This is a genomic window from Streptomyces sp. NPDC031132, from assembly GCF_055570595.1.
In genome coordinates, this window is sequence record NZ_JBVIGX010000013.1 from 173,642 (window position 1) to 193,991 (window position 20,350).

The 20,350-nt window shown below is 72.7% G+C and carries 23 protein-coding genes; 6 read left to right on the plus strand and 17 right to left on the minus strand.

Going from position 1 to position 20,350, the window contains the following annotated elements:
* Positions 1-101 precede the first annotated feature (101 nt).
* The 3 genes from ACZ49B_RS21315 to ACZ49B_RS21325 form a co-directional block, all read right to left on the minus strand.
* The gene (locus ACZ49B_RS21315; protein ID WP_468308108.1) at positions 102-920 is read right to left on the minus strand and encodes a putative protein N(5)-glutamine methyltransferase; all 819 of its coding nucleotides are present in this window, start codon (positions 918-920) and stop codon (positions 102-104) included.
* 20 nt (positions 921-940) lie between these two features.
* On the minus strand, positions 941-2,185 hold the full coding sequence (locus ACZ49B_RS21320; protein WP_468308111.1) for a GNAT family N-acetyltransferase: 1,245 nt from the start codon (positions 2,183-2,185) through the stop codon (positions 941-943).
* 90 nt (positions 2,186-2,275) lie between these two features.
* A complete protein-coding gene (locus ACZ49B_RS21325; RefSeq protein ID WP_468308114.1) occupies positions 2,276-2,869 on the minus strand; it encodes an RsiG family protein in 594 nt (197 codons plus the stop codon).
* A 162-nt stretch (positions 2,870-3,031) separates the two neighbouring features.
* On the opposite strand from ACZ49B_RS21325, the gene dtd reads away from it, so the two are divergent.
* Positions 3,032-3,457 carry a D-aminoacyl-tRNA deacylase gene (gene dtd, locus ACZ49B_RS21330; protein ID WP_468308115.1) on the plus strand — a complete coding sequence of 142 codons (426 nt, stop codon included), beginning with the start codon at positions 3,032-3,034 and terminating at the stop codon, positions 3,455-3,457.
* Between the two features lie 18 nt (positions 3,458-3,475).
* Here dtd and ygfZ read toward each other — a convergent pair whose 3' ends face one another.
* The 13 genes from ygfZ to ACZ49B_RS21395 all read right to left on the minus strand — a co-directional run bounded on the left by ygfZ (position 3,476) and on the right by ACZ49B_RS21395 (position 13,606).
* Positions 3,476-4,444, minus strand: a complete 969-nt coding sequence (gene ygfZ, locus ACZ49B_RS21335) for a CAF17-like 4Fe-4S cluster assembly/insertion protein YgfZ (RefSeq protein WP_468308118.1) — start codon at positions 4,442-4,444, stop codon at positions 3,476-3,478.
* Positions 4,445-4,477: 33 nt separating this feature from the next.
* Positions 4,478-4,933 (minus strand): Fur family transcriptional regulator, encoded by a 456-nt coding sequence (locus ACZ49B_RS21340; protein ID WP_468308121.1) that lies wholly within the window; start codon positions 4,931-4,933, stop codon positions 4,478-4,480.
* Between the two features lie 99 nt (positions 4,934-5,032).
* Positions 5,033-5,605, minus strand: a complete 573-nt coding sequence (locus tag ACZ49B_RS21345) for a heme-binding beta-barrel domain-containing protein (RefSeq protein ID WP_030300838.1) — start codon at positions 5,603-5,605, stop codon at positions 5,033-5,035.
* 274 nt (positions 5,606-5,879) lie between these two features.
* The gene (locus ACZ49B_RS21350; protein WP_468308124.1) at positions 5,880-6,809 is read right to left on the minus strand and encodes a hypothetical protein; all 930 of its coding nucleotides are present in this window, start codon (positions 6,807-6,809) and stop codon (positions 5,880-5,882) included.
* Positions 6,806-7,663 carry a hypothetical protein gene (locus ACZ49B_RS21355; protein WP_468308127.1) on the minus strand — a complete coding sequence of 286 codons (858 nt, stop codon included), beginning with the start codon at positions 7,661-7,663 and terminating at the stop codon, positions 6,806-6,808. The genes ACZ49B_RS21350 and ACZ49B_RS21355 overlap by 4 nt, the downstream gene beginning before the upstream one ends.
* Positions 7,660-8,433 (minus strand): hypothetical protein, encoded by a 774-nt coding sequence (locus ACZ49B_RS21360; RefSeq protein ID WP_468308129.1) that lies wholly within the window; start codon positions 8,431-8,433, stop codon positions 7,660-7,662. The genes ACZ49B_RS21355 and ACZ49B_RS21360 overlap by 4 nt, the downstream gene beginning before the upstream one ends.
* Positions 8,434-8,546: 113 nt before the next feature.
* Positions 8,547-8,810 (minus strand): DUF3099 domain-containing protein, encoded by a 264-nt coding sequence (locus ACZ49B_RS21365; RefSeq protein ID WP_030300849.1) that lies wholly within the window; start codon positions 8,808-8,810, stop codon positions 8,547-8,549.
* Between the two features lie 122 nt (positions 8,811-8,932).
* Complete coding sequence (locus ACZ49B_RS21370) at positions 8,933-9,223, minus strand: DUF1416 domain-containing protein (RefSeq protein WP_327284077.1); 291 nt, start codon at positions 9,221-9,223, stop codon at positions 8,933-8,935.
* Positions 9,224-9,281: 58 nt separating this feature from the next.
* Positions 9,282-10,127 (minus strand): sulfurtransferase, encoded by an 846-nt coding sequence (locus ACZ49B_RS21375; protein WP_468308133.1) that lies wholly within the window; start codon positions 10,125-10,127, stop codon positions 9,282-9,284.
* A 216-nt stretch (positions 10,128-10,343) separates the two neighbouring features.
* Entirely contained in the window at positions 10,344-10,433 is a 90-nt protein-coding gene (locus ACZ49B_RS21380; protein WP_350875872.1) for an Ms5788A family Cys-rich leader peptide, read from the minus strand.
* 155 nt (positions 10,434-10,588) lie between these two features.
* Positions 10,589-11,299: an LmeA family phospholipid-binding protein gene (locus ACZ49B_RS21385; RefSeq protein WP_468308136.1), complete on the minus strand. Its 711-nt coding sequence runs from the start codon at positions 11,297-11,299 to the stop codon at positions 10,589-10,591.
* Positions 11,300-11,418: 119 nt separating this feature from the next.
* The gene (locus tag ACZ49B_RS21390; protein WP_468308256.1) at positions 11,419-12,591 is read right to left on the minus strand and encodes a hypothetical protein; all 1,173 of its coding nucleotides are present in this window, start codon (positions 12,589-12,591) and stop codon (positions 11,419-11,421) included.
* A gap of 760 nt (positions 12,592-13,351) precedes the next feature.
* Complete coding sequence (locus ACZ49B_RS21395; protein ID WP_468308139.1) at positions 13,352-13,606, minus strand: MoaD/ThiS family protein; 255 nt, start codon at positions 13,604-13,606, stop codon at positions 13,352-13,354.
* A gap of 451 nt (positions 13,607-14,057) precedes the next feature.
* Here ACZ49B_RS21395 and ACZ49B_RS21400 point away from each other — a divergent pair, with 451 nt between their 5' ends.
* The 5 genes from ACZ49B_RS21400 (at position 14,058) to ACZ49B_RS21420 (ending at position 19,377) form a co-directional block, all read left to right on the plus strand.
* The gene (locus ACZ49B_RS21400) at positions 14,058-14,849 is read left to right on the plus strand and encodes a response regulator transcription factor (protein WP_468308141.1); all 792 of its coding nucleotides are present in this window, start codon (positions 14,058-14,060) and stop codon (positions 14,847-14,849) included.
* A 24-nt stretch (positions 14,850-14,873) separates the two neighbouring features.
* A complete protein-coding gene (locus ACZ49B_RS21405; RefSeq protein ID WP_030300863.1) occupies positions 14,874-15,896 on the plus strand; it encodes a LacI family DNA-binding transcriptional regulator in 1,023 nt (340 codons plus the stop codon).
* A 140-nt stretch (positions 15,897-16,036) separates the two neighbouring features.
* Entirely contained in the window at positions 16,037-17,137 is a 1,101-nt protein-coding gene (locus ACZ49B_RS21410; protein ID WP_468308145.1) for a S1C family serine protease, read from the plus strand.
* A 51-nt stretch (positions 17,138-17,188) separates the two neighbouring features.
* Positions 17,189-17,941 (plus strand): response regulator transcription factor, encoded by a 753-nt coding sequence (locus ACZ49B_RS21415; RefSeq protein WP_468308148.1) that lies wholly within the window; start codon positions 17,189-17,191, stop codon positions 17,939-17,941.
* Positions 17,938-19,377 carry a sensor histidine kinase gene (locus tag ACZ49B_RS21420; protein ID WP_468308151.1) on the plus strand — a complete coding sequence of 480 codons (1,440 nt, stop codon included), beginning with the start codon at positions 17,938-17,940 and terminating at the stop codon, positions 19,375-19,377. Before ACZ49B_RS21415 ends, ACZ49B_RS21420 begins: the two co-directional genes overlap by 4 nt.
* A 41-nt stretch (positions 19,378-19,418) precedes the next feature.
* On the opposite strand, the gene ACZ49B_RS21425 is transcribed toward ACZ49B_RS21420, so the two are convergent.
* Complete coding sequence (locus tag ACZ49B_RS21425) at positions 19,419-20,312, minus strand: phosphatidylinositol-specific phospholipase C (RefSeq protein WP_468308154.1); 894 nt, start codon at positions 20,310-20,312, stop codon at positions 19,419-19,421.
* Between the last annotated feature and the right edge of the window lie 38 nt (positions 20,313-20,350).

The window sequence follows — 20,350 nt, forward strand, 5'->3', positions numbered from 1 at the left end:
GTCCCGACCGCCCGACGCACCCACATCGCCCCCGGGGACCGGCCCGCGCCCGCCCGCCTCCCCCGCGCGGGGGAGCTCATGCCGCCGGGCCTGCCGGGGGCTCAGGCTGCGCGGGTGCCGATCATCACCGTGGCGTGCAGTTCCTCCGAGGTGGCCGCGCGGACCGCCAGGCCCGCCGCCGAGAGGGCCGAGGCCGTCTGCGGGGACTGGCGGGCGCTCGTCTCGATCAGCAGCCGGCCGCCCGGCGCCAGCCACGGCAGGGCGCCCGCCGCGACCCGGCGGTGGACGTCCAGGCCGTCCGCGCCGCCGTCCAGAGAGGTCAGGGGCTCGTGGTCGCGGGCCTCCGAGGGGAGCAGCCCGATCTCCTCCGTCGGCACGTACGGGGCGTTGACCACCAGCAGGTCCACCCGGCCCCGCAGCGAGTCGGGGAGCGCGGCGTACAGGTCGCCCTCGTGGACCCGCCCGCCGTACGGGGCCACGTTCAGCCGCGCGTACGCCAGCGCCGCCGGGTCGATGTCCGCCGCGTGCAGTTCCACGCCGGAGCCCAGCTGCGCCGCGACCGCCGCGCCCAGCGCGCCGACCCCGCAGCACAGGTCCAGTACGACGGCGTCCAACCGGCCCAGCGCCACGGCCTCCTGCACCAGGAACTCGGTGCGCCGGCGCGGTACGAACGCCCCCTCGCCCACGCGCATGCGCAGTCCGCAGAACTCCGCCCAGCCGACGACGTGTTCCAGCGGTTCGCCGCCGGCCCGGCGGGCCACCAGGTCCGCCAGGTGGCCGTCGTCCTCGGCGGCGGCCGTCAGCAGCTCCGCCTCCTCCTCCGCGAAGACGCAGCCCGCCGCGCGCAGGGTTTCCACAATCGAAGCCACGTAGTTCAGCCCACTTCTCGGTCGTGCACCAACAATTCCATGCCGTGTCATGCCCTCTCGTGCCCGCGGCATCAGAACATCGTCGGGCACCACGGGCGGCGGGCCGTGCGGAACACCGCGTCGGCGAGCGCCAGCGCCCCCGGCCGCTCCTCCGCGATCCGCCCCAGCGCCCCGAGCCGCACCGCCGACTCGTCGCCGAGGTACAGCGAACCCAGCTCCGACACGTCGAGCCGCAGGTCCGCCGGTTCCTCGGTGACCGTGCACTCCCCCGTGCCCGCGTCGAGCCGGTAGCGGCCCGCGGCCGGCCCCGTCGCGTCCGTCACCTCGAGCACGAGGACCCCGGGCACGGCGTACGTCCGCGCGCTCAGGGCCCGTACGACGTCGATCACCCGAACCCACAGGAAGTCCGAGGCGGTCACGAGCGTGGCCGCGCGCGGGTCGGGCAGCAGGTGCGGGACGAGGTCGTCGGTGGCGCGGTAGCCGGTGCGGACCTTCAGCACCCAGTCGATGGAGCACAGGAAGTGCCACAGGGCGCGCTCCGCGTCCGGGGTGACCGCGATCAGCTCCTTGACCTGCACGGTGTTGAGCGGGACCTTCGCGTCCGTCCAGTGGTCGTCGGACGTGTACACGACGATGCCGGCCGGCTCGCCGTCCGCCGTCCGGTACACGGCGTGGAACTTGTCCTTGTACGGGCGCAGCGACGTCTCCTCCAGCCCGCAGGCCAGGCGCCACCAGCGCGCGTCCCGGCTGACCGCGCCCGGCGAGAGTGCCCGCAGCCGCTCGTGCAGCCCGGGGCCGAGCGCGTGCGCCTCGGCCACGTCCACCAGTTCGATGCTCCCGCCGTCCGCGGGCCCGGACCAGCGCGGGTCGAGCCCGGTGCGGCTCACGTCGATCTCCCACTCGGCTATCGAGGCCGCGGACCCGAACCCGTACCGCCCGTAGATCGGGTACTCGGCGGAGATCAGCGTGGCCACCACGTCGCCGCGGGCCTGCGCGGCCGCCAGCTCGGCGGCCATCATCCGGGTCAACAGGCCTTGGCGTCGGTGCGTGGGCATGACGGCGACATTGGTGACGGCGCTCGCGGGCACGGCCGCACCGCCCGGGACGGTCAGCTCCTGGGCGAAGGAGCGCAGGGTGGCCACGCAGCGGCCCGTGCGGGCGTCGAAGGCGCCCAGCGTGCGGTCCAGGTCGGTGTACTTGGCTCGCTGGGCGAGGTCTGATTCGGTGACGCGTTCGGGGCGCAGGAAGCCGGTGTTCACGGCCCGGAGCCAGTCGGGGAGTTCGGATGCGGCGATCGGCCGGACGTCTGCACTCATAACCGGCCACGCTAACCGCAGCTCCCGGCCGAGTCGCCTGAATTTCCCTGCGCCGGAAGGCGATGCGCCGGAAGGCCCGTGCCGGCAGGCCTACGCCAGCAGGTCGTCCACCTGCGCCTCGCCCTCCCGGTAGCGCCGGGTGATCTCCGCGCTGCAGTCGTCCGCCGTGCGCTGCAGCTGCTGCCGGCGCCGCGAGACCTGCTGCTCGTAGCGCACCAACCGGCCCATCGCCTCGTGCAGTTCGCCGTCGGTGCGGGCGTCCAGGTCCGACAGCTCCACGTCGGACAGCATCTCCGCGGCCAGCAGCCGGAACTCCTCGCTGTGCGGGGTGCCGAGCGTGACGTGCCGGGCGGAGGCGCTGCGGCTGGAGGGCGCGTCGGCGAGGATCTCCGAGAGCCGGTCGACCACCGGTGGCTCCGGGGTCACCGGGGCCTCCGGGTCACTGCGCCGGGCCAGTTCGGCGCGCAGGATGTCGATCCGGCCCTGCAGGAGTCTGCGTACGTAGCTCAGATCGGCCTCGTCGCGCTGCGCATCGCGGCGCAGCGTGCGCAGTTCCGGCAGCCCCAGCGCGGTGGCGGGCGTGGTCGGCGCCTGCTCCTCGCCGGTGCGCTGCGCGGGCGGTCGGGCCGCGCCGGCCGGAGTGGCCGCAGATGATGCAGGTACGGAAGTACCAGAAGTATTCATGTGAACGTGTCCGTCCCCTCGACCGGTGCATGGGGTCTCGGCCGGCCCGTGGGACCGGAGGGAAGCACCGCCTGCGTGCATCGTGCCACTCTCCGTGGTGCAGGTGCAGTCCCACTCCACCCGATCGGCCCCTGATGGGTGCACGCCTGATACACAGGTGGTATGCGAGCAGTGGTGCAGAGGGTGGACGGCGCGAGCGTCGTCGTGGCCGGTGAAACCGTGGGCGAGATCGTCGGCGAGGGGCTGTGCGTGCTGGTGGGGGTGACCCATGACGACACCCCGGAGAAGGCGGCGCAGCTGGCGCGCAAGCTGTGGTCCGTACGGATCCTGGAGGCGGAGAAGTCCTGCAGCGACATCGGTGCGCCGCTGCTGGTGATCTCGCAGTTCACGCTCTACGGGGACGCCCGCAAGGGCCGCCGCCCCACCTGGAACGCGGCGGCGCCCGGCGAGGTCGCGGAGCCGCTGGTCGACGAGGTCGTCGCGCAGCTGCGCGCGCTGGGGGCGACGGTGGAGACGGGCCGCTTCGGCGCGGACATGCGCGTCTCGCTGACCAACCACGGCCCGTTCACCCTCGTCATCGACGTCTGACCGACGTCCGGAGCGCGACTACGGCGCTACGACGACCTCCTGCGCGGCGGCCGTCTTCCCGGCCAGCAGCGGGGCGTCGACCGGCACGTTCCGCTTGACCAGCGCGAGGGCGATCGGGCCCAGCTCGTGATGGCGGACTGCGGTGGTCACGAAGCCCAGCTGGCGTCCCTCCTCCCCGTCGGCGGCGAGCCGGATCGGCGTGCCGTGCGCCGGGAGGAGCACCTCGGAGCCGTCCAGGTGCAGGAAGACCAGGCGGCGCGGGGGCTTGCCCAGGTTGTGCACGCGGGCCACCGTCTCCTGGCCGCGGTAGCAGCCCTTCTGGAGGTGCACGGCGGTGCCGATCCAGCCCAGCTCGTGCGGGATGGTGCGGTGGTCGGTCTCCAGGCCGAGCCGCGGCCGGTGCGCCTCCACGCGCAGGGCCTCGTACGCGAGGAGCCCGGCGGCCGGGCCGTGCGTGGCGGCGAAGGCCTCCAGCTCGGCGCGGGGCAGGAAGACGTCGCGGCCGTGCGCGGTCTCCCGTACGGCGTGTTCCTTGGCGACCTCGGCGATGGAGCCGGCCGGCAGGTGCACGACGGCGAAGTCGGCGGTCCGGTCGGCCACTTCGACGCGGTAGAAGAACTTCATCGACTCCAGGTAGGCGATCAGCGCCTCCTGGGTGCCGGGCTCCACGTGCGCCCACACGGTCTCGCCGTCGTCGACGAGGTAGAGCGCGTGCTCGATGTGGCCGTTGGCGGAGAGGATCAGCGCCTCGGTGGCCTGCCCGGGCGGGAGTTCGGTGAGGTGCTGCGTGAGCAGCAGGTGCAGCCAGCTCAGCCGCTCCGGTCCGGTGACGGTGACGACTCCGCGGTGCGAGAGGTCGACGAAACCGCGGCCGTCCGCGAGCGCGCGTTGTTCGCCGTACAGCTCGCCGTAGTGGGCGGCGACGCCCTCGTCGCGGCCTTCGGCCGGTACGGCGCCGGGGAGATGGAGCAAGGGGCTGCTGGTCATGCCACCAAGCCTACGACCCGGCCCGGCCCGCTCCTATGCCGGAGCGTCGTGCTGCTTGGCGGCGCACTTCTTGCAGAGGCCGAAGATCGCGAAGTGCTTCATGTCGGTCTCGAAGCCGAAGGTGGCGCGCAGCTTCGCGGTGAAGTCCGCGGCGATGTCCACGTCCGCTTCGATCACCTCGGTGCACTCGCGGCAGACCAGGTGGATGTGGTGGTGCCGGTCGGCGAGGTGGTACGTGGGGGCGCCGTGCCCGAGGTGGGCGTGCGAGACGAGCTTCAGCTCCTCCAGGAGCTCCAGCGTGCGGTAGACGGTGGAGATGTTCACTCCGGAGGCGGTCTTGCGCACGTGCGCGAGGATCTCGTCCGGGGTCGCGTGCTCCAGCGTGTCGACCGCTTCCAGTACGAGCTGGCGCTGCGGGGTCAGCCGGTACCCGCGTTGCCGCAGGTCGGTCTTCCAGTCAGCACTGCCGGTGTCTCCGATGGTCCCCACCCGGCCAGTGTAAGCGCGCGAAGGGGACCACGGGCCGGCCCGTGGTCCCCTTCTTGCACAGTCTGTGGAAAGCCGCTCAGCGCTCGGCGACCCGGCGGCTCACCGGAAGAAGGCGATGCCGTCGTCCGGCATGTCCGGGAGGTTGCGCGCCATCTCGGCGACCTCCTCGGGCGTGACGACCTTCTTGAGCTGGGCCGACATGTACGGGCGCAGCTCGACGTCCGGCGTGGCCTTCTCGCCGACCCACATCAGGTCGCTCTTCACGTAGCCGTAGAGCCGCTTGCCGCCGCTGTACGGCCCGGAGGCCGCGGTGCGGGCGACGGCGTCCGTCACCAGGTCGATCTGCGGCTTCTGGTCGGCGAGCTCGCCGTACCAGACCTCGACGACGCCCTGGTCGCGGACCATGACGATCTCGACCTTGCGGTCCTTGTCGATGCGCCAGTAGCCGGACTCGGACTCCAGCGGCCGCACCTTGTTGCCGTCGGCGTCGAGGACCCAGCTGTGGGAGGTGTACTCCAGGAAGTCCCGGCCGTCGTGGCTGAAGACGACTTCCTGGCCGAAGTTGCACTTCTCTTCACCGGGGAAGTCGAAGACGCCCGCGCCCTCCCAGGTGCCGAGGAGGAAGGCGAGGGGGACGAGGCCCGGGTTCAGGTCGGACGGGATCTGGATCATGTGTGGCTGCTCAGGCGATCTGTGGGGAGGGGTTCCGGGTCCGGGAGGGCGGCCGATCGGAGATCAGCGCTGGCCCTGGTACAGCTTCTTCACTGCGAGGCCGGTGAAGGCGAGCACGCCGACGCAGACCAGGATCAGCAGGGAGGTGAAGAATGCCTCAAGCACGGGGTGCTCCTCGGAGTGATGGGGGCGTGTACGGGGCCGGTCCCCAAGCCTACTGGCCCGGGGACCGGCGCACTCCGTGAGGTAGGCCGCAGCCGCCTCCTGCGGGCGGTCAGCCCAGCAGCTGGCTCTGCAGGACCACCGTCTGGTGGAAGGGAACGACGGCCACCTCGCCCTTGCGGGTCTGGACGATCACGGCCTGGACGTCACCCACCTGGAGGCATCCGAGCTTGGTCTGCTCGTCCCCGTTCGCGGGCTTGGGCTCCTGGTACAGGCTGATGGCGCTGCTGCTGAGGGTGCCGACGTAGCCGACAGCCTGCCCCTCCATGCTGGGCTGCGTGCTCTTGACCCTGCTCCAGGCCAGGTCCATCTCCAGGGCCGGGGCGCCCACCAGCTGCGTGTTGATGTTGCAGCCGCGGAAGGTGTTCACGAAGCCCGAGGAGTGGAAGCGCAGCAGGTAGATGTGCGTGCGCGTGCCGTCGGGGGTGGTCCAGCCACGGCCTGCGATCTGGCGCAGCCCCTCGTACTCCAGGCCCTCCTTCAGCTTCGCCCGGCTGTCGGGGGCGTACTCCTCCAGGAAGGCGTCGGTGGACACCAGCCGGTCCTTGTCCGCCTTGAGCCCGGCATCCGGCTCGGCACCCTCGGGGGCAGGCAGCAGCAGACCGGTGAGCGGCGCGTAGTGAGTGTCGTCCTTGTTGTCCTTGCCCGCGGGCAGCGGGGCGCCGGCGGGCAGTGCGGGCTTGGCCAGAGCCGGGTAGACCCAGCGGCCGTCGTCCTCGGTGGACAGACCGGGGAGGTCGGTGCGCTCGGCCCGGCCGATCCCGTACGTGACCCCGGTGCCGACGGCGGCGAAGACCACGACGGCGGCCGTCCAGCGGAGCGCGGCGAACAGCATGCGGCGGTCCTTCGGGGCGGCCGGTACCGCTGCTTGTGCCGGCGCCGGCGGCTCGGCGACCGGTACGAGCGTGCCGGCGCCGGCGGGCTGCTCCTGCGGGGCGGGCTCCGCCACGGGGGCGGTGTCGGCGGTGTTCTGCTCGGTCACACGGACTCCCCGGGGGACTTCAGGTGGTTCAGCTGCTGCTTGAACAGGCCGGCGGCGTCGTTCGCGGAGAGGGGCTTCGGCCCGTACATCCGGAAGCTCACCAGCACATCGCCCTGGAGGGCCTCGCAGTCGATCGTGTCGATCTTGTTCTGGTCCTCCTGCTTCTCCTTGCCGAGGACCGACACCGAACACTTGGCGTCGGGGAAGCCCTCGATCTTCGGCGCGTCGCGGTCGCCGCCCAGCAGCTCGAGGATCTTCTTGCTGAACTCGGAGAACTTCGCGAGGGCCTGGGGGTCGGCCTGGGTGAGCTGGATCTCCATCACCTGGTGGTCGCGGAGGTGGTGGTAGCTGCGTCCGGCCACGCCCCTCAGCTTCAGGCCGTCCAGCGCCTTGTCCCGTTCCGCCCGCTCCTCGCCGGAGAGCCCGGTGTCCGCGTCCTTGACGGCCTGGAGCGCCCGCTCGCCCGACACGTAGAAGTCGTTGCCCTCGGCGTCGAGGTCGGGACCGAGCTCGAATTCGGCGGAGACCGGCAGCAGCTTGCCCGTCAGCTCGTTCGGCGGCACGGTCGGGACCGGCTCCGGCGTACCGGTGGGCCTGGGATCGGCGCCCGCCGCCACCCAGTACCGGGTCGGCGCGGTGCGGTCGGCGTCGGCGATCCGCCCGGCGGCCCAGAGGGCGCCGCCGGCGAGGACGGCGACGGCGAGCCCGCCCGCGACGAGTGCCGCGGTCCGGCGGCTGCGCGCCCGCGGCGCGGCGGGGGGTGCCACCACGGAGGCGGTCGCCTCGGTGGCGGTCGCCTCGGTCGCCCCGGCCGTGACGTCCTTGCTGTCCTTGCTGTCCTGCGGGTCGCTCACAGCCGCTCCCACTGTCGCTTGGCGATCTCGACGATGTCCTTCTCGTCGAGGACGCCGCGGTTGTTCATGTAGCTGACCTCCATGACGATGTCGCCGCGCCGGGCGAGGACCCGGGCCGACTTCACCGGGAGGTAGCCCGGCTTCTCCCGCTGCGCGGAATCCACCCACAGGTGGCCGTAGTCGGCGGGCACGCCGGGCAGGGCCTTGCCCGAGTTGCCCGCGTACCTCTCTTCCACCAGGTAGTCGTGGGCGTGCTGGTACCAGTCGGCATCGGAGCGGTCCCGGTACTGGAAGAGCCGGACGGTGACGAAGTTCCGGTCGTCCTGCGCCCACTCCAACTCGGCGATCCGTCGTACGTCGTGCCGGAGCTGGCTGGCGAGCCCGCTGCCCGGCTTCTCGTAGTAGTCCGCCGAGAACTCGTCCGGGGACACCGTCCCCGAGGAACGGACCTCCACCCCGGCCGGGGCTTCGATCAGCAGCTTCGCCAGATCGTCGTCCGTCTTGTGCCAGCGGTTGGCGTTGAGGGAGCGGGCGCTCGTCGCCTCGTTCGGAGCCTGGGGCTTCGGCTGGTCGATCTTCTGCTGCGCCAGCGGCGGCAGCGGGGTGGGCTCGCGGTCGTACTGGATCGCGTATCCGGTGACCGTGCCCGCGAGCGCGCCGAGTACGGCGGCCCCGGCGATCAGGAGGACCGTACGGCTGCGGCCTCGGGGGCGGCGCGCTGCGGTCTCCTCCCCTTCCGGCTGCTCAGGAAGGGTCTGTTCGTGTTCCAAGGAAGTCCCCCCACAGGACGTGAGGCACTGGGTGGGTACCCGTGCGTACCCATGACCCGTCCGCGAGGGGAGCAGTTGTACGCATGCTTATTACGTTTTGATGTCTCGGGGTTTCAATCCTCGTGACGCCGCTTTCCGTCCAGTTCGTCCCACCACTCGTCGGACTTCGGGTCGCCCGAGGGGTCGTCCCACCAGCGGTCGTCCGGCCCGCGCCGGTTCGCGATCATCGCGGCGACCGGGGGGATGACCATGGCGACCACGCACAGGGCCACGGCCGCCTCGACCGAGAACAGCCGCACGAAGGACCAGGCGGAGACGAACAGGAAGATGCATCCGCCCATGAGGAGGAAGTAGACGCGGCGCCGCCGGGCGTACATGCCTCCAGGGTAGGTCCGCAGCCGGACGGCGCGAAGGGCCGCACCCCGTTCCAGTGGCGTCCAACCCCCTGGGGTGCGGCCCTCCGGCCGGTTCAGCTGTCGCTGCGTGCGCAGCGCGGTCGTCAGACCGCGATCGCCACGTCCGTCACGCCGCCGGCCTCGGCCACGACCACGGCGCGGTCCGCCTGGGCGCCGGGGACCAGCGCGCGCAGGGTCCACGTGCCGGTCGCCGCGTAGAAGCGGAACTGGCCGGTCGCCGAGGTCGGGACCTCGGCCGTGAACTCGCCGGTCGAGTCGAGCAGGCGCACGTACCCGCTGACGGGCTCGCCGTCCTTGGTCACCTGACCCTGGATGGCGGTCTCACCGGGCTTGAGCGTCGCGAGGTCGGGCCCGCCGATCTGTGCTCCACACATGTTCTCTGTCCTGTCCTAGAGAGGTCGTACGGTCTACGGGGCGTCGCGTGCCCGGGAACTACTTGTTGGCGCCGAGCTCGATCGGCACGCCGACCAGGGAGCCGTACTCGGTCCAGGAGCCGTCGTAGTTCTTGACGTTCTCCTGGCCCAGGAGCTCGTGCAGCACGAACCAGGTCAGCGCGGAGCGCTCACCGATGCGGCAGTACGCGATGGTGTCCTTCGACAGGTCGACCTGCTCGGCCTCGTAGAGGGCGGTCAGCTCCTCGTCGGACTTGAAGGTGCCGTCGTCGTTGGCGTTCTTCGACCACGGGATGTTGCGGGCGCTCGGCACGTGGCCGGGGCGCTGCGACTGCTCCTGCGGGAGGTGCGCCGGGGCGAGCAGCTTGCCGGAGAACTCGTCGGGCGAGCGCACGTCGACCAGGTTCTGGGCGCCGATCGCGGCCACGACGTCGTCGCGGAAGGCGCGGATCGAGGCGTCCTGCGGCTGGGCCTTGTACTGGGTGGCCGGGCGGCTGGGGACCTCGGTGCCGTCGACCAGGTCGCGGGAGTCGAGCTCCCACTTCTTGCGGCCGCCGTCGAGGAGGCGGACGTCCTGGTGGCCGTACAGCTTGAAGTACCAGTAGGCGTAGGACGCGAACCAGTTGTTGTTGCCGCCGTAGAGGACGACGGTGTCGTCGTTGGAGATGCCCTTGGCGGAGAGGAGCTTCTCGAAGCCCTCCTGGTCCACGAAGTCGCGGCGGACCGGGTCCTGGAGGTCCTGCTTCCAGTCGATCCGGACGGCGTTGGTGATGTGGTTCTTGTCGTACGCGGACGTGTCCTCGTCCACCTCGACGATCACGACGTTGGCGTCGTTCAGGTGGGCCTCGACCCAGTCGGCGTCTACGAGGACGTCGCTGCGGCTCATGGTGTTCTCCTCCGGGGCAGTGTGCGGCGGGGCGTGCTGTGCAGGTGCAGGTGCTGCGGAGCGGTCTGCGGGTGCTGGGTGCTGCTGGTGCGTGCCGCTGCGGGCGGCGCCCTCGGACACTGCGCGGGGAGGCGTCAGGGGGGAGGAGGGGGCGGCTGCGGTGCGGTCACGCGGGAAGGACGGTCGTCCGGCTGATGGAGCGGAAGCGCTCACAGGTCACATGGATCGACAGAGCATGGCGGCGACGCGACACAGGTCTACTGCCCGTCGCTTCGTGAGGTCCGCCTGCTGATGCTTCATAGCCATGGATCGTAGGGACGAATCGGCCGCCCTGTCACCGGTGTGTCATATTCCGAGACAGGATCGTCCGAATACTGGGATCCACATGCCCCCGGGCGGCTGCCGCGCCGCCTCCGGGGGCCTTCGTGCGGCCCGTCCTTCTACGGATCGGACCGTCCGTCTCACGATCCGGCCAGCACCACGTTCGAGCCGGTCAGCGTGAGGTGGACGCCGGCCCCGTCCGAGGTCAGCGTGGTCAGCGTGAGCCCGGACGGCAGTCCGCCGTCGAGCCGTCGGTCGAAGTCGGTCTTCTTGCGGACCGCGCCCTCGACCCCGGGCAGGCCCTCGCCCGGCACCTCGTCGGCCCGGACCCGGACCATCTTGCCGCCGCCCGGGGCGTCCACGAGCGTGACGGTCGACACCACGCTGGGCGAGAGCCTGCGGCCCAGGACCTCCACGGCCGCCGTGACCTTCACCTTGCCCGGCGCCCCGCCGTAGGTGACCGTCACACCGGTCTGCGAGGCCTCGGTCAGGTCCTGGTACGTGACGAGGGCAGTGCCCTCGGCCCGCTCGGCGGTGCCCCCGCTGTAGTCCCCGTTCAGCTTCACGCTGCGGAAGCTGGCGTCGAGCTGCGAGAGCCGGGTCTTGCGGCCGTCCGAGACGGCCTCGACGCCCTTCAGCTTCACGTCGACGCGGTCGAGGTCGTGGCTGAGCGCCTGGGTCAGGAACGGGAACCCGTGGATGTCCACCTCCGTGCTCCCCGCCAGCCCCTGACGGGCCTGGATGCGCTCGGCCAGCCGGTTCTCGGCATAGTTGACCGCCCAGCGGTCGGCGCCCGCGAACAGCGCGCCCAACACCACTCCGATGATCACAACGACACGCAGGAACCGCACGTGCCCCACCCCCTGTAGATCGGTACGTGCGTTCTAGTGGACCATGATCGGCCGTACGGACGCCGTCAGCGGCAGTGTGATGCCCGCCGCCTACGGCCGGGCGTACGGAAGATCCGGTCTCAGCCGACCACCCGTCCGATCAGGTAGACCGCGGGAGCGGCGGCCGCCAGCGGCAGCGCGACACCGGCCGTCATGTGGACGAACTTGGACGGGTAGTCGTACGCGGCCACGCGCAGCCCGATCAGCGCGCACACCCCGGCGACCAGGCCGACCAGCGCCCCGCCCACCCCGACGGAGGTCAGTCCGCCGACCGCGATGCCGGCGCCGGTGGCGGCGGCCAGCGAGACGCCGACCGAGGCCGGCATCGGCAGCGGCAGCGCACGGGTGAACGCGGCGACCGCGACGGCCGCGGCGCCGACGCTGACGGCGGCGGAGTCGGCGGCCAGGTAGCCGGCGCAGGCGATGGCGAGCGCGGCGGAGGCCACGGAGGCCATCAGCCCGTACATCCGCTCGTCGGGGTCGGCGTGGCTGCGCAGCTGGAGGACCAGCGTGAGCAGCACCCAGGCCCCGAGGGTGCCGATGATCGCGCCGGGGCCGTACGAGTCGTCCACGGCGAGCACGGCGCCGTCGGCGACGAGCGCTCCGAGGAAGGCGAGGGCGATGCCCTGCCGGGCGGGCCACATGCCGTTGAGCCGGAACCAGCCGGCCGCGGTGAGCGCCTGGAGAGCGACCAGCGGGGCGAGCAGCGCGAGGTCCCCGAAAGCGGCCGCACCGGCCAGCAGCAGCCCGAGGCCGGCGGTCAGTATGGCCGGCTGCGGGCCGGGGTCGATGATCGGCGAGCGGCCCTCGGCGCGCGCCTGGGCGGGGTCGACGGCGCGCAGGGTGTTGCCGGCGAGGGTGGGCGGGGAGTACGCGGGCTCCTCGCCCGGATCCTCGGAGCCGACGGGGCCCGCGGGGCCCGCGGTGGCCGCGGGCTGTTCCGCCGGAGCGGGGGCGGCCGTGGCGGCCGGCTCCTCGGAGCCGGGGCCCGAGCCGGAGCCGGGGCCGGGGTACGGCGGCAGGAAGGCGGTCTGCTCGGCGGCGTCGCCCGCGGGGGCGGCGGCCTGCGGTGGGAGATAGGCGGTCTGCTCGGCGGCGGGCCCCTCGCCCCACGGGGCACCCTCGCTCGGCGCCCAGTCGGCGGCCTGGGCCTGGGCGACGGGAGCTTCGTCGCGGAGGCTGCCCGGCCGCCAGTCGGCGGCAGGAGCCTGGGCGGCCGGAGCCTCGTCGCGGAACCAGCCGTCGGGCGCCATGGGCTGCGCCTGCTGCTGCGGCTCGGCCGCGTCGGGGCCGGGGTACGGCGGCAGGTACGCGGTCTCGGCGGCCGCGGCGGTACCCGGGTACGGCTGACCGGCGGCGGGCTGCGGCCCGGCCGCGGCCGGGCCGGGGTACGGCGCTGCGTACGGGGTCTCGGCGGCCGCCGGCGCCTCGGGGCCGGGGTACGGCGGCAGGTAGGCCGTCTGCTCGGCGGCGCCTGCCGCCTGGGGCGGGAGGTAGGCCGTCTGCTCGGCGGCGGAACCCTCGGACCAGGCCGCGCCGCCCGGGCCGGCACTCGGCGGCCACTCGGCCGCGGGAGCCTGGGCCTGGACCGGGGCCTGGTGGGCGGCGGGCGCCTCGTCCCGGAACCACCCTTCGGGAGCAACCGGCTGAGGCTGCGGGTCGGCCGCGGCCGGGCCCGGATACGGCGGCAGGTACGCGGTCTGCTCGGCCGCGGCGCCGGACGCGTCCGGCCACGGCGCACCGGCGCCGCCCTGCGGCCAGCCCTCGGAGGCCTGGGCCTGGGCCTGGGCCTGGGGCTGGGCGGCCGGTGCCTCGTCGCGGAACCAGCCCTCGGGCGCCCCGGGCTGGCCGGGCAGCGCGCCCAGCGGCGGCTGGACCGGCTGGACCTGCTGCACCTCGTGGACCGGCTGGTATCCGGTGTCCCAGGTGTCCGACTGCCAGGTCTGGGTCCCGTACGGGTCCTGCTGGCGGTGCTGCTGCTGTTGTTCCTCGGGAGTGCTCATCGGTTTCCGCTCACCCGCCCGCGAACGGCGGGAGCACCTCGACGGTGCCCCCCTCGGTCAGCGGAACGGCATCGTGCGGGCGCTTGCCCACGGGCTCTTCGTTCACGAGGAAGGAGCAGCGCTGCAGGACCCGGGTCAGCTCCCCGGGGTGGCGTCGCCGCACGGCGTCGAGCGCCTCGGCCAGTGTCTGCGCCGAGTACGGCTCCTCCGCCGTCTTGGCCGCGGCCTTGGCCGCCGCCCAGTAGCGGATGGTTCCGGTTGCCACTGCAGCTCCTATCGTCGGCTCTCTACCGTCGGCCTCCATGATGACCCCTCCGGCCCGCTGATCCGGTGCGCCTCCGCGCGCCCCGTGTGCGCCCGGGCGGCCTGCCGTACGTCCATCGATCCGGTGAAACCGGGGCATAAGCTGGGCGTAAGGGTGGCAGGAACCACAGAGGGGGCGATGGCCGAAGCCTCGGCCCCGCACCGGCCGGTGGGCTATTCTGCTGGCGAGAGGATCCGGGCAACGTTGCCCCCGGGTCCTTTTGTGCTTTCAGCGCGTTGAACGGACCGAGAACAGTGGTGCCGTCCGGACCTCAGGGCGCGGGGACCGGCAAGGCGCCACACGCACCACGTACGAAGCAGTGCCGCGAAAGTCCTCGACGGGACCGAGGAGGAACCGACGTGATGGACCAGCGAACCGTGCAGAACCGCCCCACCTGGGCAGGTGGTCGGGCATGAGCTCTCTCCTGCTGCTGACCAATGCCCTGCAGCCGTCCACCGAGGTGCTGCCCGCCCTCGGCCTGCTGCTGCACAACGTCCGGGTGGCCCCGGCCGAGGGCCCCGCACTCGTGGACACCCCCGGCGCGGACGTCATCCTCGTCGACGGCCGCCGCGATCTGCCGCAGGTGCGCTCTCTGTGCCAGCTGCTCCGCTCCACCGGCCCCGGCTGTCCGCTGATCCTCGTCGTCACGGAGGGCGGCCTCGCCGCCGTCACCGCCGACTGGGGCATCGACGACGTCCTCCTCGACACCGCGGGCCCGGCCGAGGTCGAGGCGCGGCTGCGCCTCGCCACCGGCCGTCAGCAGCTGGGCTCCGACGACTCCCCGATGGAGATCCGCAACGGCGACCTGTCGGTCGACGAGGCGACGTACTCGGCGAAGCTGAAGGGCCGGGTCCTCGACCTCACCTTCAAGGAGTTCGAGCTCCTCAAGTACCTCGCGCAGCACCCGGGCCGGGTCTTCACCCGGGCCCAGCTGCTCCAGGAGGTGTGGGGGTACGACTACTTCGGCGGCACCCGGACGGTGGACGTCCACGTGCGGCGGCTGCGCGCGAAGCTCGGTCCCGAGCACGAGTCGCTGATCGGGACGGTCCGCAACGTCGGCTACCGCTTCGTCACGCCGGAGAAGGTCGAGCGGGCGGCAGCGGAGGCGGCGGCCAAGGCCGCGGCCAAGGCGCAGGCCGACGTCCCCCGTATGGAGGAACCTCCTGTGATCGTCCAGTCGGCAGGACGGCCTGCCCAGAGGTAGGTCACCCCGCGTAGACTCCCGAGCGTGGCCAAGGTGACGCGGGATGACGTTGCACGACTTGCGGGTACGTCTACCGCCGTCGTGAGCTACGTCATCAACAACGGACCCCGGCCGGTCGCCCCGGCCACGCGCGAGCGTGTACTCGCCGCGATCAAGGAGCTGGGCTACCGCCCGGACCGGGTCGCCCAGGCGATGGCGTCACGGCGCACCGACCTCATAGGCATGATCGTCCCCGATGCGCGCCAGCCGTTCTTCGCGGAGATGGCGCACGCGGTCGAGCAGGCCGCCGCCGAGCGCGGAAAGATGGTCCTGGTCGGGAACTCCGACTACCGGGACGAGCGCGAGGTGCACTACCTGCGGGCCTTCCTCGGGATGCGGGTCTCCGGGCTGATCCTGGTCAGCCAGGGCATGAGCGAGCGGGCGGCCTCGGAGATCGAGGCGTGGGACGCGCGGGTGGTGCTGCTGCACGAGCGGCCGGAGGCGATCGACGACGTCGCCGTCGTCACGGACGACATCGGCGGTGCGCAGCTCGCCACCCGCCACCTGCTCGAGCACGGGCACGAGTACGTCGCCTGCATCGGCGGGGTGGAGAACACCCCGTCGGTCGGCGACCCGGTCGCCGACCACGTGGAGGGCTGGCGCCGCGCCATGCAGGAGTCGGGTCGCTCGACGGAAGGCCGCCTCTTCGAGGCCCCCTACAACCGGTACGACGCGTACCGCGTCGCGCTGGAAGTCCTCTCCGGCCCGGACCGGCCGCCGGCCATCTTCTGCGCGACGGACGACCAGGCGATCGGTGTGCTGCGGGCTGCGCGGGAGCTGCGGATCGACGTGCCGGGGGAGCTGGCGGTGGCCGGCTTCGACGACGTCAAGGAGGCGGCCCTGACGGACCCGCCGCTGACGACGATCGCCTCGGACCGCCCGGCGATGGCGCGGGCCGCGGTGGATCTCGTCCTGGACGACGCCCTCCGGGTGGCCGGGTCCCGCCGGGAACGGCTGAAGCAGTTCCCGTCGGCCCTGGTGATCCGCCGCTCCTGCGGCTGCCACTGATTTTTCCCGCAGCCCTCGCACCGCTCGGCGCGGACCGGGCCACCCGGACCCGGCCGGTTCATGTCGGGCATACGCGGTTCTGTCGGGGTTCTCAGCGGGGACTCAGGAAGCTCTCATGATCCGCGGACAGAGTCGTGGTCATGACCGAGAGCTTCCGCCGCGACGGCGAGTACCCGCAGGAGAACGGCCCGACCCAGAGCGCGCCCCTCGGCGGGGCCTACCCGCCGCCGCCCGCCTACCCGCCCCCGGCGGCACCGGGCTGGCACGAGGCGCACCAGCCCCCGGCACCTCCCGCGTCCCCGGCGGGCCCCGCGCATGCGGCGCGGGCCCGGCGCCCCGTCGCGCTGCTCGTAGCCGTGGCGCTGGCCGCCGCCGTCGTCGGGGGTGGCACCGCCGCCGCCGTGCAGCAGCTGCTCGACGGTCAGGGCCGCAGCGGCGGCGGCGTCACCGGCACCAACGTCTCGCAGTCCAGCAGCGGCACCGTCTCCGGAGTGGCCGAGCAGGTCAGCCCCTCCGTCGTGCGGATCGACACCCGCACCGGCTCCGGCCAGGGCACCGGCTCCGGCATCGTGGTCACCGCCGACGGCGAGATCGTCACCAACAACCACGTGATCGACGGCGCCACCGAGATCCAGGTGACGATGAGCGACGGCAAGAAGTACCCGGCCAAGACCGTCGGCACCGACCCCGACAAGGACCTCGCCCTCATCAAGCTCCAGGGCGCGAGCGGCCTGAGGCCGGCCAGGCTCGGCGACTCCGATGGCCTCAAGGTCGGCGACCAGGTCGTCGCGATCGGCTCCCCCGACCGCCTGACCGGCACGGTCACCAGCGGCATCGTCTCGGCCCTGAACCGCGAGGTCAACGTGCCCAAGTCCGAGCAGCAGGCGCCCCAGCGGCAGCGGAGCAACGGCGGCGGCTGGCCGTTCTCGTACGACGGTCGGCAGTTCAACGGGAACACCGGATCGGACACGACCTCGTACAAGGCCATCCAGACGGACGCCTCCCTCAACCCGGGCAACTCCGGCGGCGCCCTCGTCAACATGAACGGCGAGATCGTGGGCATGCCCTCCGCGATCTACTCCCCCTCCAGCGACGGCTCCACCGCCGGCAGCGTCGGCCTCGGCTTCGCCATCCCGGTGAACACGGTCAAGGCCGACCTGGCCTCCCTCCGCAAGGGCGGCAGCGGTGGCGGCAACAGCAACGGCAACGGCGTCGGCGACGGCTACGGGACCTCCTCCTAGGGCTCCCGTGCGAGCCTGGTACGACCGACCACGACCCCTGGGGGACCGCAGATGAATCCGGCCGAAGGCGACCCGCACCGCATCCTCGTCGTCGACGACGAGCCCGCCGTGCGCGAGGCGCTGCGCCGCAGCCTCGCCTTCGAGGGGTACGCCGTGCAGACCGCCGTCGACGGGCTCGACGCCCTCGACAAGGCGGCCTCGTACGACCCCGGCCTGATCGTCCTCGACATCCAGATGCCCCGTATGGACGGCCTGACGGCGGCCCGCCGGCTGCGTGCCGCCGGCAGCACCACCCCGATCCTGATGCTCACCGCCCGCGACACCGTCGGCGACCGCGTCACCGGCCTCGACGCGGGCGCCGACGACTACCTCGTCAAGCCCTTCGAGCTCGACGAGCTCTTCGCCCGCGTCCGCGCCCTGCTGCGCCGCAGCGCGTACGCCGCCCCGCGGCCCGGCGGCGTCGAAGCCGAGGAGACGGACACGCTGGCCTTCGGCGACCTGCGCATGGACCTCGCCACCCGCGAGGTCACCCGCTCCGGGCGCCCGGTGGAGCTGACCCGCACCGAGTTCACGCTGCTCGAGATGTTCCTGGCGCACCCGCGCCAGGTGCTGACCCGCGAGCAGATCCTCAAGACCGTCTGGGGCTTCGACTTCGAGCCCAGTTCCAACTCCCTGGACGTGTACGTCATGTACCTGCGCCGCAAGACCGAGGCCGGCGGCGAGCCCCGCCTGGTCCACACCGTGCGCGGAGTGGGCTACGTCCTGCGCGCCGCCGGGGCCGGCGACGCGGGAGGGCACGAGTGAGCCCGGTCGCCAGATTCCGTGCGCTGCCGCTGCGCTCGCGGCTCGCGCTGCTGGTCACGGTCGCGGTGGCGGTCGCCGTCGCGGCCGTCGCCGTCGTCAGCTGGTTCATGGTCCGTACGCAGCTGAAGGGCCAGCTGGACAGCTCGCTGCGCTCCACCAACGCGAGCGCGCAGGCCAACCAGACGCTGCCCCAGCTCGGCTGCCGGGAGCAGGTGCCCGGCGCCATCGTGAACAACCTGAGCGCGCAAGTGCAGATCGTGCTGCCGACGGGCGGCCGCTGCTGGGTGGACGGCAAGAACACCCTCCCTGTCACGGGGTACGACCTCGAGGTCGCCCGGGGCGAGCGCGGCCCGGTGCTGTACGACGGCCACACCACGGACGGCACGCCCGTACGGGTCTACACCCAGCCGGTGAAGGTCACCGGCCCGGTGGGCGGCAGCGTCGCCATCTCGGTCGCCAAGCCGCTCGCCGACGTCGAGAAGCCGCTGTCCACCCTGGCCTGGGTGCTGCTCTTCGTCTGCGGGGTCGGTGTCGTCGGCGCGGGCGCGGCCGGCCTGTGGGTGGCCCGTACGGGGCTGCGGCCGGTCGACGAACTCACCGGCGCCGTCGAGCACATCGCCCGGACCGAGGACCTCACCGTGCAGATCCCGCACGACGGCGACGACGAGATCGCCCGCCTGTCGCGGTCCTTCAACTCCATGACGGCGGCGCTCGCCTCCTCACAGGAGCGGCAGGCCCAGCTGATCGCGGACGCCGGCCACGAGCTGCGCACGCCGCTGACCTCGCTGCGGACCAACGTCGAGCTGCTGGCGCGCAGCGAGGAGACCGGCCGGGCCATCCCGCCGGAGGACCGCAAGGAACTGCTGGCCTCGGTCAAGGCGCAGATGACGGAGCTGGCCGCGCTGATCGGTGACCTCCAGGAGCTGTCCCGTCCGGACGCGGCCCCGGCCGCCAGGCTGGAGGTGGTGGCGCTGCAGGAGATCGTGCAGCGCGCGCTGTCCCGGGCCCGGCTGCGCGGTCCCGAGCTGGACTTCACGTCCGATCTGGAGCCCTGGTACGTGCGGGGCGAGGCGGCGGCGCTGGAGCGGGCGGTGGTCAACGTCCTGGACAACGCGGTGAAGTTCAGTCCGCCGGGCGGCTCGGTGGAAGTCTCGCTGCGGGCGGGCGAGCTGACCGTACGCGACCACGGTCCCGGTGTTCCGGCCGAGGACCTCCCGCACGTGTTCGAGCGGTTCTGGCGGTCCCCGTCGGCCCGGGCCCTGCCGGGCAGCGGACTCGGCCTGTCGATCGTGGCCCGTACGGCGCAGCGCGCGGGCGGCAGCGCCGAGCTGCGCGCTCCGGCGGACGGCGGCCCGGGCACGGAGGCCCTCCTCCGCATCCCGGGCGCCCCGACCCCGCCCCCGGCCGACCGGCCGGATCCGCAAGACGCCCCGTAGGGCCTCCCCGTCGCGGGGCCGGTCCAGCCGGGTACCGGCCGTCAGTTGTGCCGGATCAGGGAGGCGACCAGGCCGGAGCGGGTGTTCGGGAAGTCCATCGGGACGATCCCCAGCCCGGTCCGGCCGGCCAGCTCCCCGCCGTCGACGAAGCCGTGCACCTGCGGGTTGAGCCGGTCGGAGTTCCAGCGCGGCGGCATGTAGGCGGCGGTGCTGACGTAGTTCACGAAGAGCTTGCCGGGCTGTTGGACGGCCTTGCGGAAGTGGTTCTCGATCCGGCCGCGCTTGGCGAAGGGCTCGGTGTTGTAGTCGTCCTGGATGTCGAAGACGTTGCCGTCGCCGTAGCGCAGTCCGGGCAGGCCGCCGTTGTCGGCGAGGAGCACGACCTTGCCGCGGGCCTGGCCGAGGGTGGGCAGGCTGTCGGCGATGCGGAAGAGGGGACGCCAGCCGCGGTGGTCGAGGTAGTCGTCGAAGACGGCGCGGAAGGTGGCGTCGCTGTCCTCGGAGTACTCCTGCTTGAGCCGCATCAGCACGGTCTCGGAGGGGTGCGCGGCGAGGAAGTTCCAGCAGGCGACGAGGACGTCCCCGAACATCAGGTCCTGGAAGAAGGCCGCGTGGTGGATGGCGAACGAGCCGCCCGTGACGCGGCAGCGGACGTCGAGGAAGCGGATCCCGGAGTCGAGCTGCTGGGCGATCGAGGTGTTCTGGCAGGCGACGTAGAGCCCGCCCTTGGTGGCGCCGGAGTCGTGCGTGCCGGGGATGGTCATGCGCTGCAGGGCCGTGGAGTCGCCGAGTCCGGCCATCCAGTCCTGCGTGCCGAGGGCCCCGCGGGTGCCGAGCGTGCGCGCGGAGGCCGGGGCCGCCGCTCCGAGGCCCACGGCCGCGGCCGCGCCCGCCGCCGTCGCCCCGACCAGAAATGCCCGACGATCCAGTGCCATGTCCGCCCCTTTGCCGACCCGGTGATGGATTCCCAGCC

Bases quoted from the DNA above. Each gene is read 5' to 3' on its own strand.
- ACZ49B_RS21425 (WP_468308154.1), bottom strand. From the start codon at position 20,312: ATGGCACTGGATCGTCGGGCATTTCTGGTCGGGGCGACGGCGGCGGGC.
- ACZ49B_RS21320 (WP_468308111.1), bottom strand. From the start codon at position 2,185: ATGAGTGCAGACGTCCGGCCGATCGCCGCATCCGAACTCCCCGACTGG.
- dtd (WP_468308115.1), top strand. From the start codon at position 3,032: ATGCGAGCAGTGGTGCAGAGGGTGGACGGCGCGAGCGTCGTCGTGGCC.
- ACZ49B_RS21410 (WP_468308145.1), top strand. From the start codon at position 16,037: ATGACCGAGAGCTTCCGCCGCGACGGCGAGTACCCGCAGGAGAACGGC.
- ACZ49B_RS21400 (WP_468308141.1), top strand. From the start codon at position 14,058: ATGAGCTCTCTCCTGCTGCTGACCAATGCCCTGCAGCCGTCCACCGAG.
- ygfZ (WP_468308118.1), bottom strand. From the start codon at position 4,444: ATGACCAGCAGCCCCTTGCTCCATCTCCCCGGCGCCGTACCGGCCGAA.
- ACZ49B_RS21325 (WP_468308114.1), bottom strand. From the start codon at position 2,869: ATGAATACTTCTGGTACTTCCGTACCTGCATCATCTGCGGCCACTCCG.
- ACZ49B_RS21365 (WP_030300849.1), bottom strand. From the start codon at position 8,810: ATGTACGCCCGGCGGCGCCGCGTCTACTTCCTCCTCATGGGCGGATGC.
- ACZ49B_RS21315 (WP_468308108.1), bottom strand. From the start codon at position 920: ATGACACGGCATGGAATTGTTGGTGCACGACCGAGAAGTGGGCTGAAC.
- ACZ49B_RS21415 (WP_468308148.1), top strand. From the start codon at position 17,189: ATGAATCCGGCCGAAGGCGACCCGCACCGCATCCTCGTCGTCGACGAC.
- ACZ49B_RS21370 (WP_327284077.1), bottom strand. From the start codon at position 9,223: ATGTGTGGAGCACAGATCGGCGGGCCCGACCTCGCGACGCTCAAGCCC.
- ACZ49B_RS21380 (WP_350875872.1), bottom strand. From the start codon at position 10,433: ATGGCTATGAAGCATCAGCAGGCGGACCTCACGAAGCGACGGGCAGTA.
- ACZ49B_RS21375 (WP_468308133.1), bottom strand. From the start codon at position 10,127: ATGAGCCGCAGCGACGTCCTCGTAGACGCCGACTGGGTCGAGGCCCAC.
- ACZ49B_RS21390 (WP_468308256.1), bottom strand. From the start codon at position 12,591: ATGGCGCCCGACGGCTGGTTCCGCGACGAGGCTCCGGCCGCCCAGGCT.
- ACZ49B_RS21345 (WP_030300838.1), bottom strand. From the start codon at position 5,605: ATGATCCAGATCCCGTCCGACCTGAACCCGGGCCTCGTCCCCCTCGCC.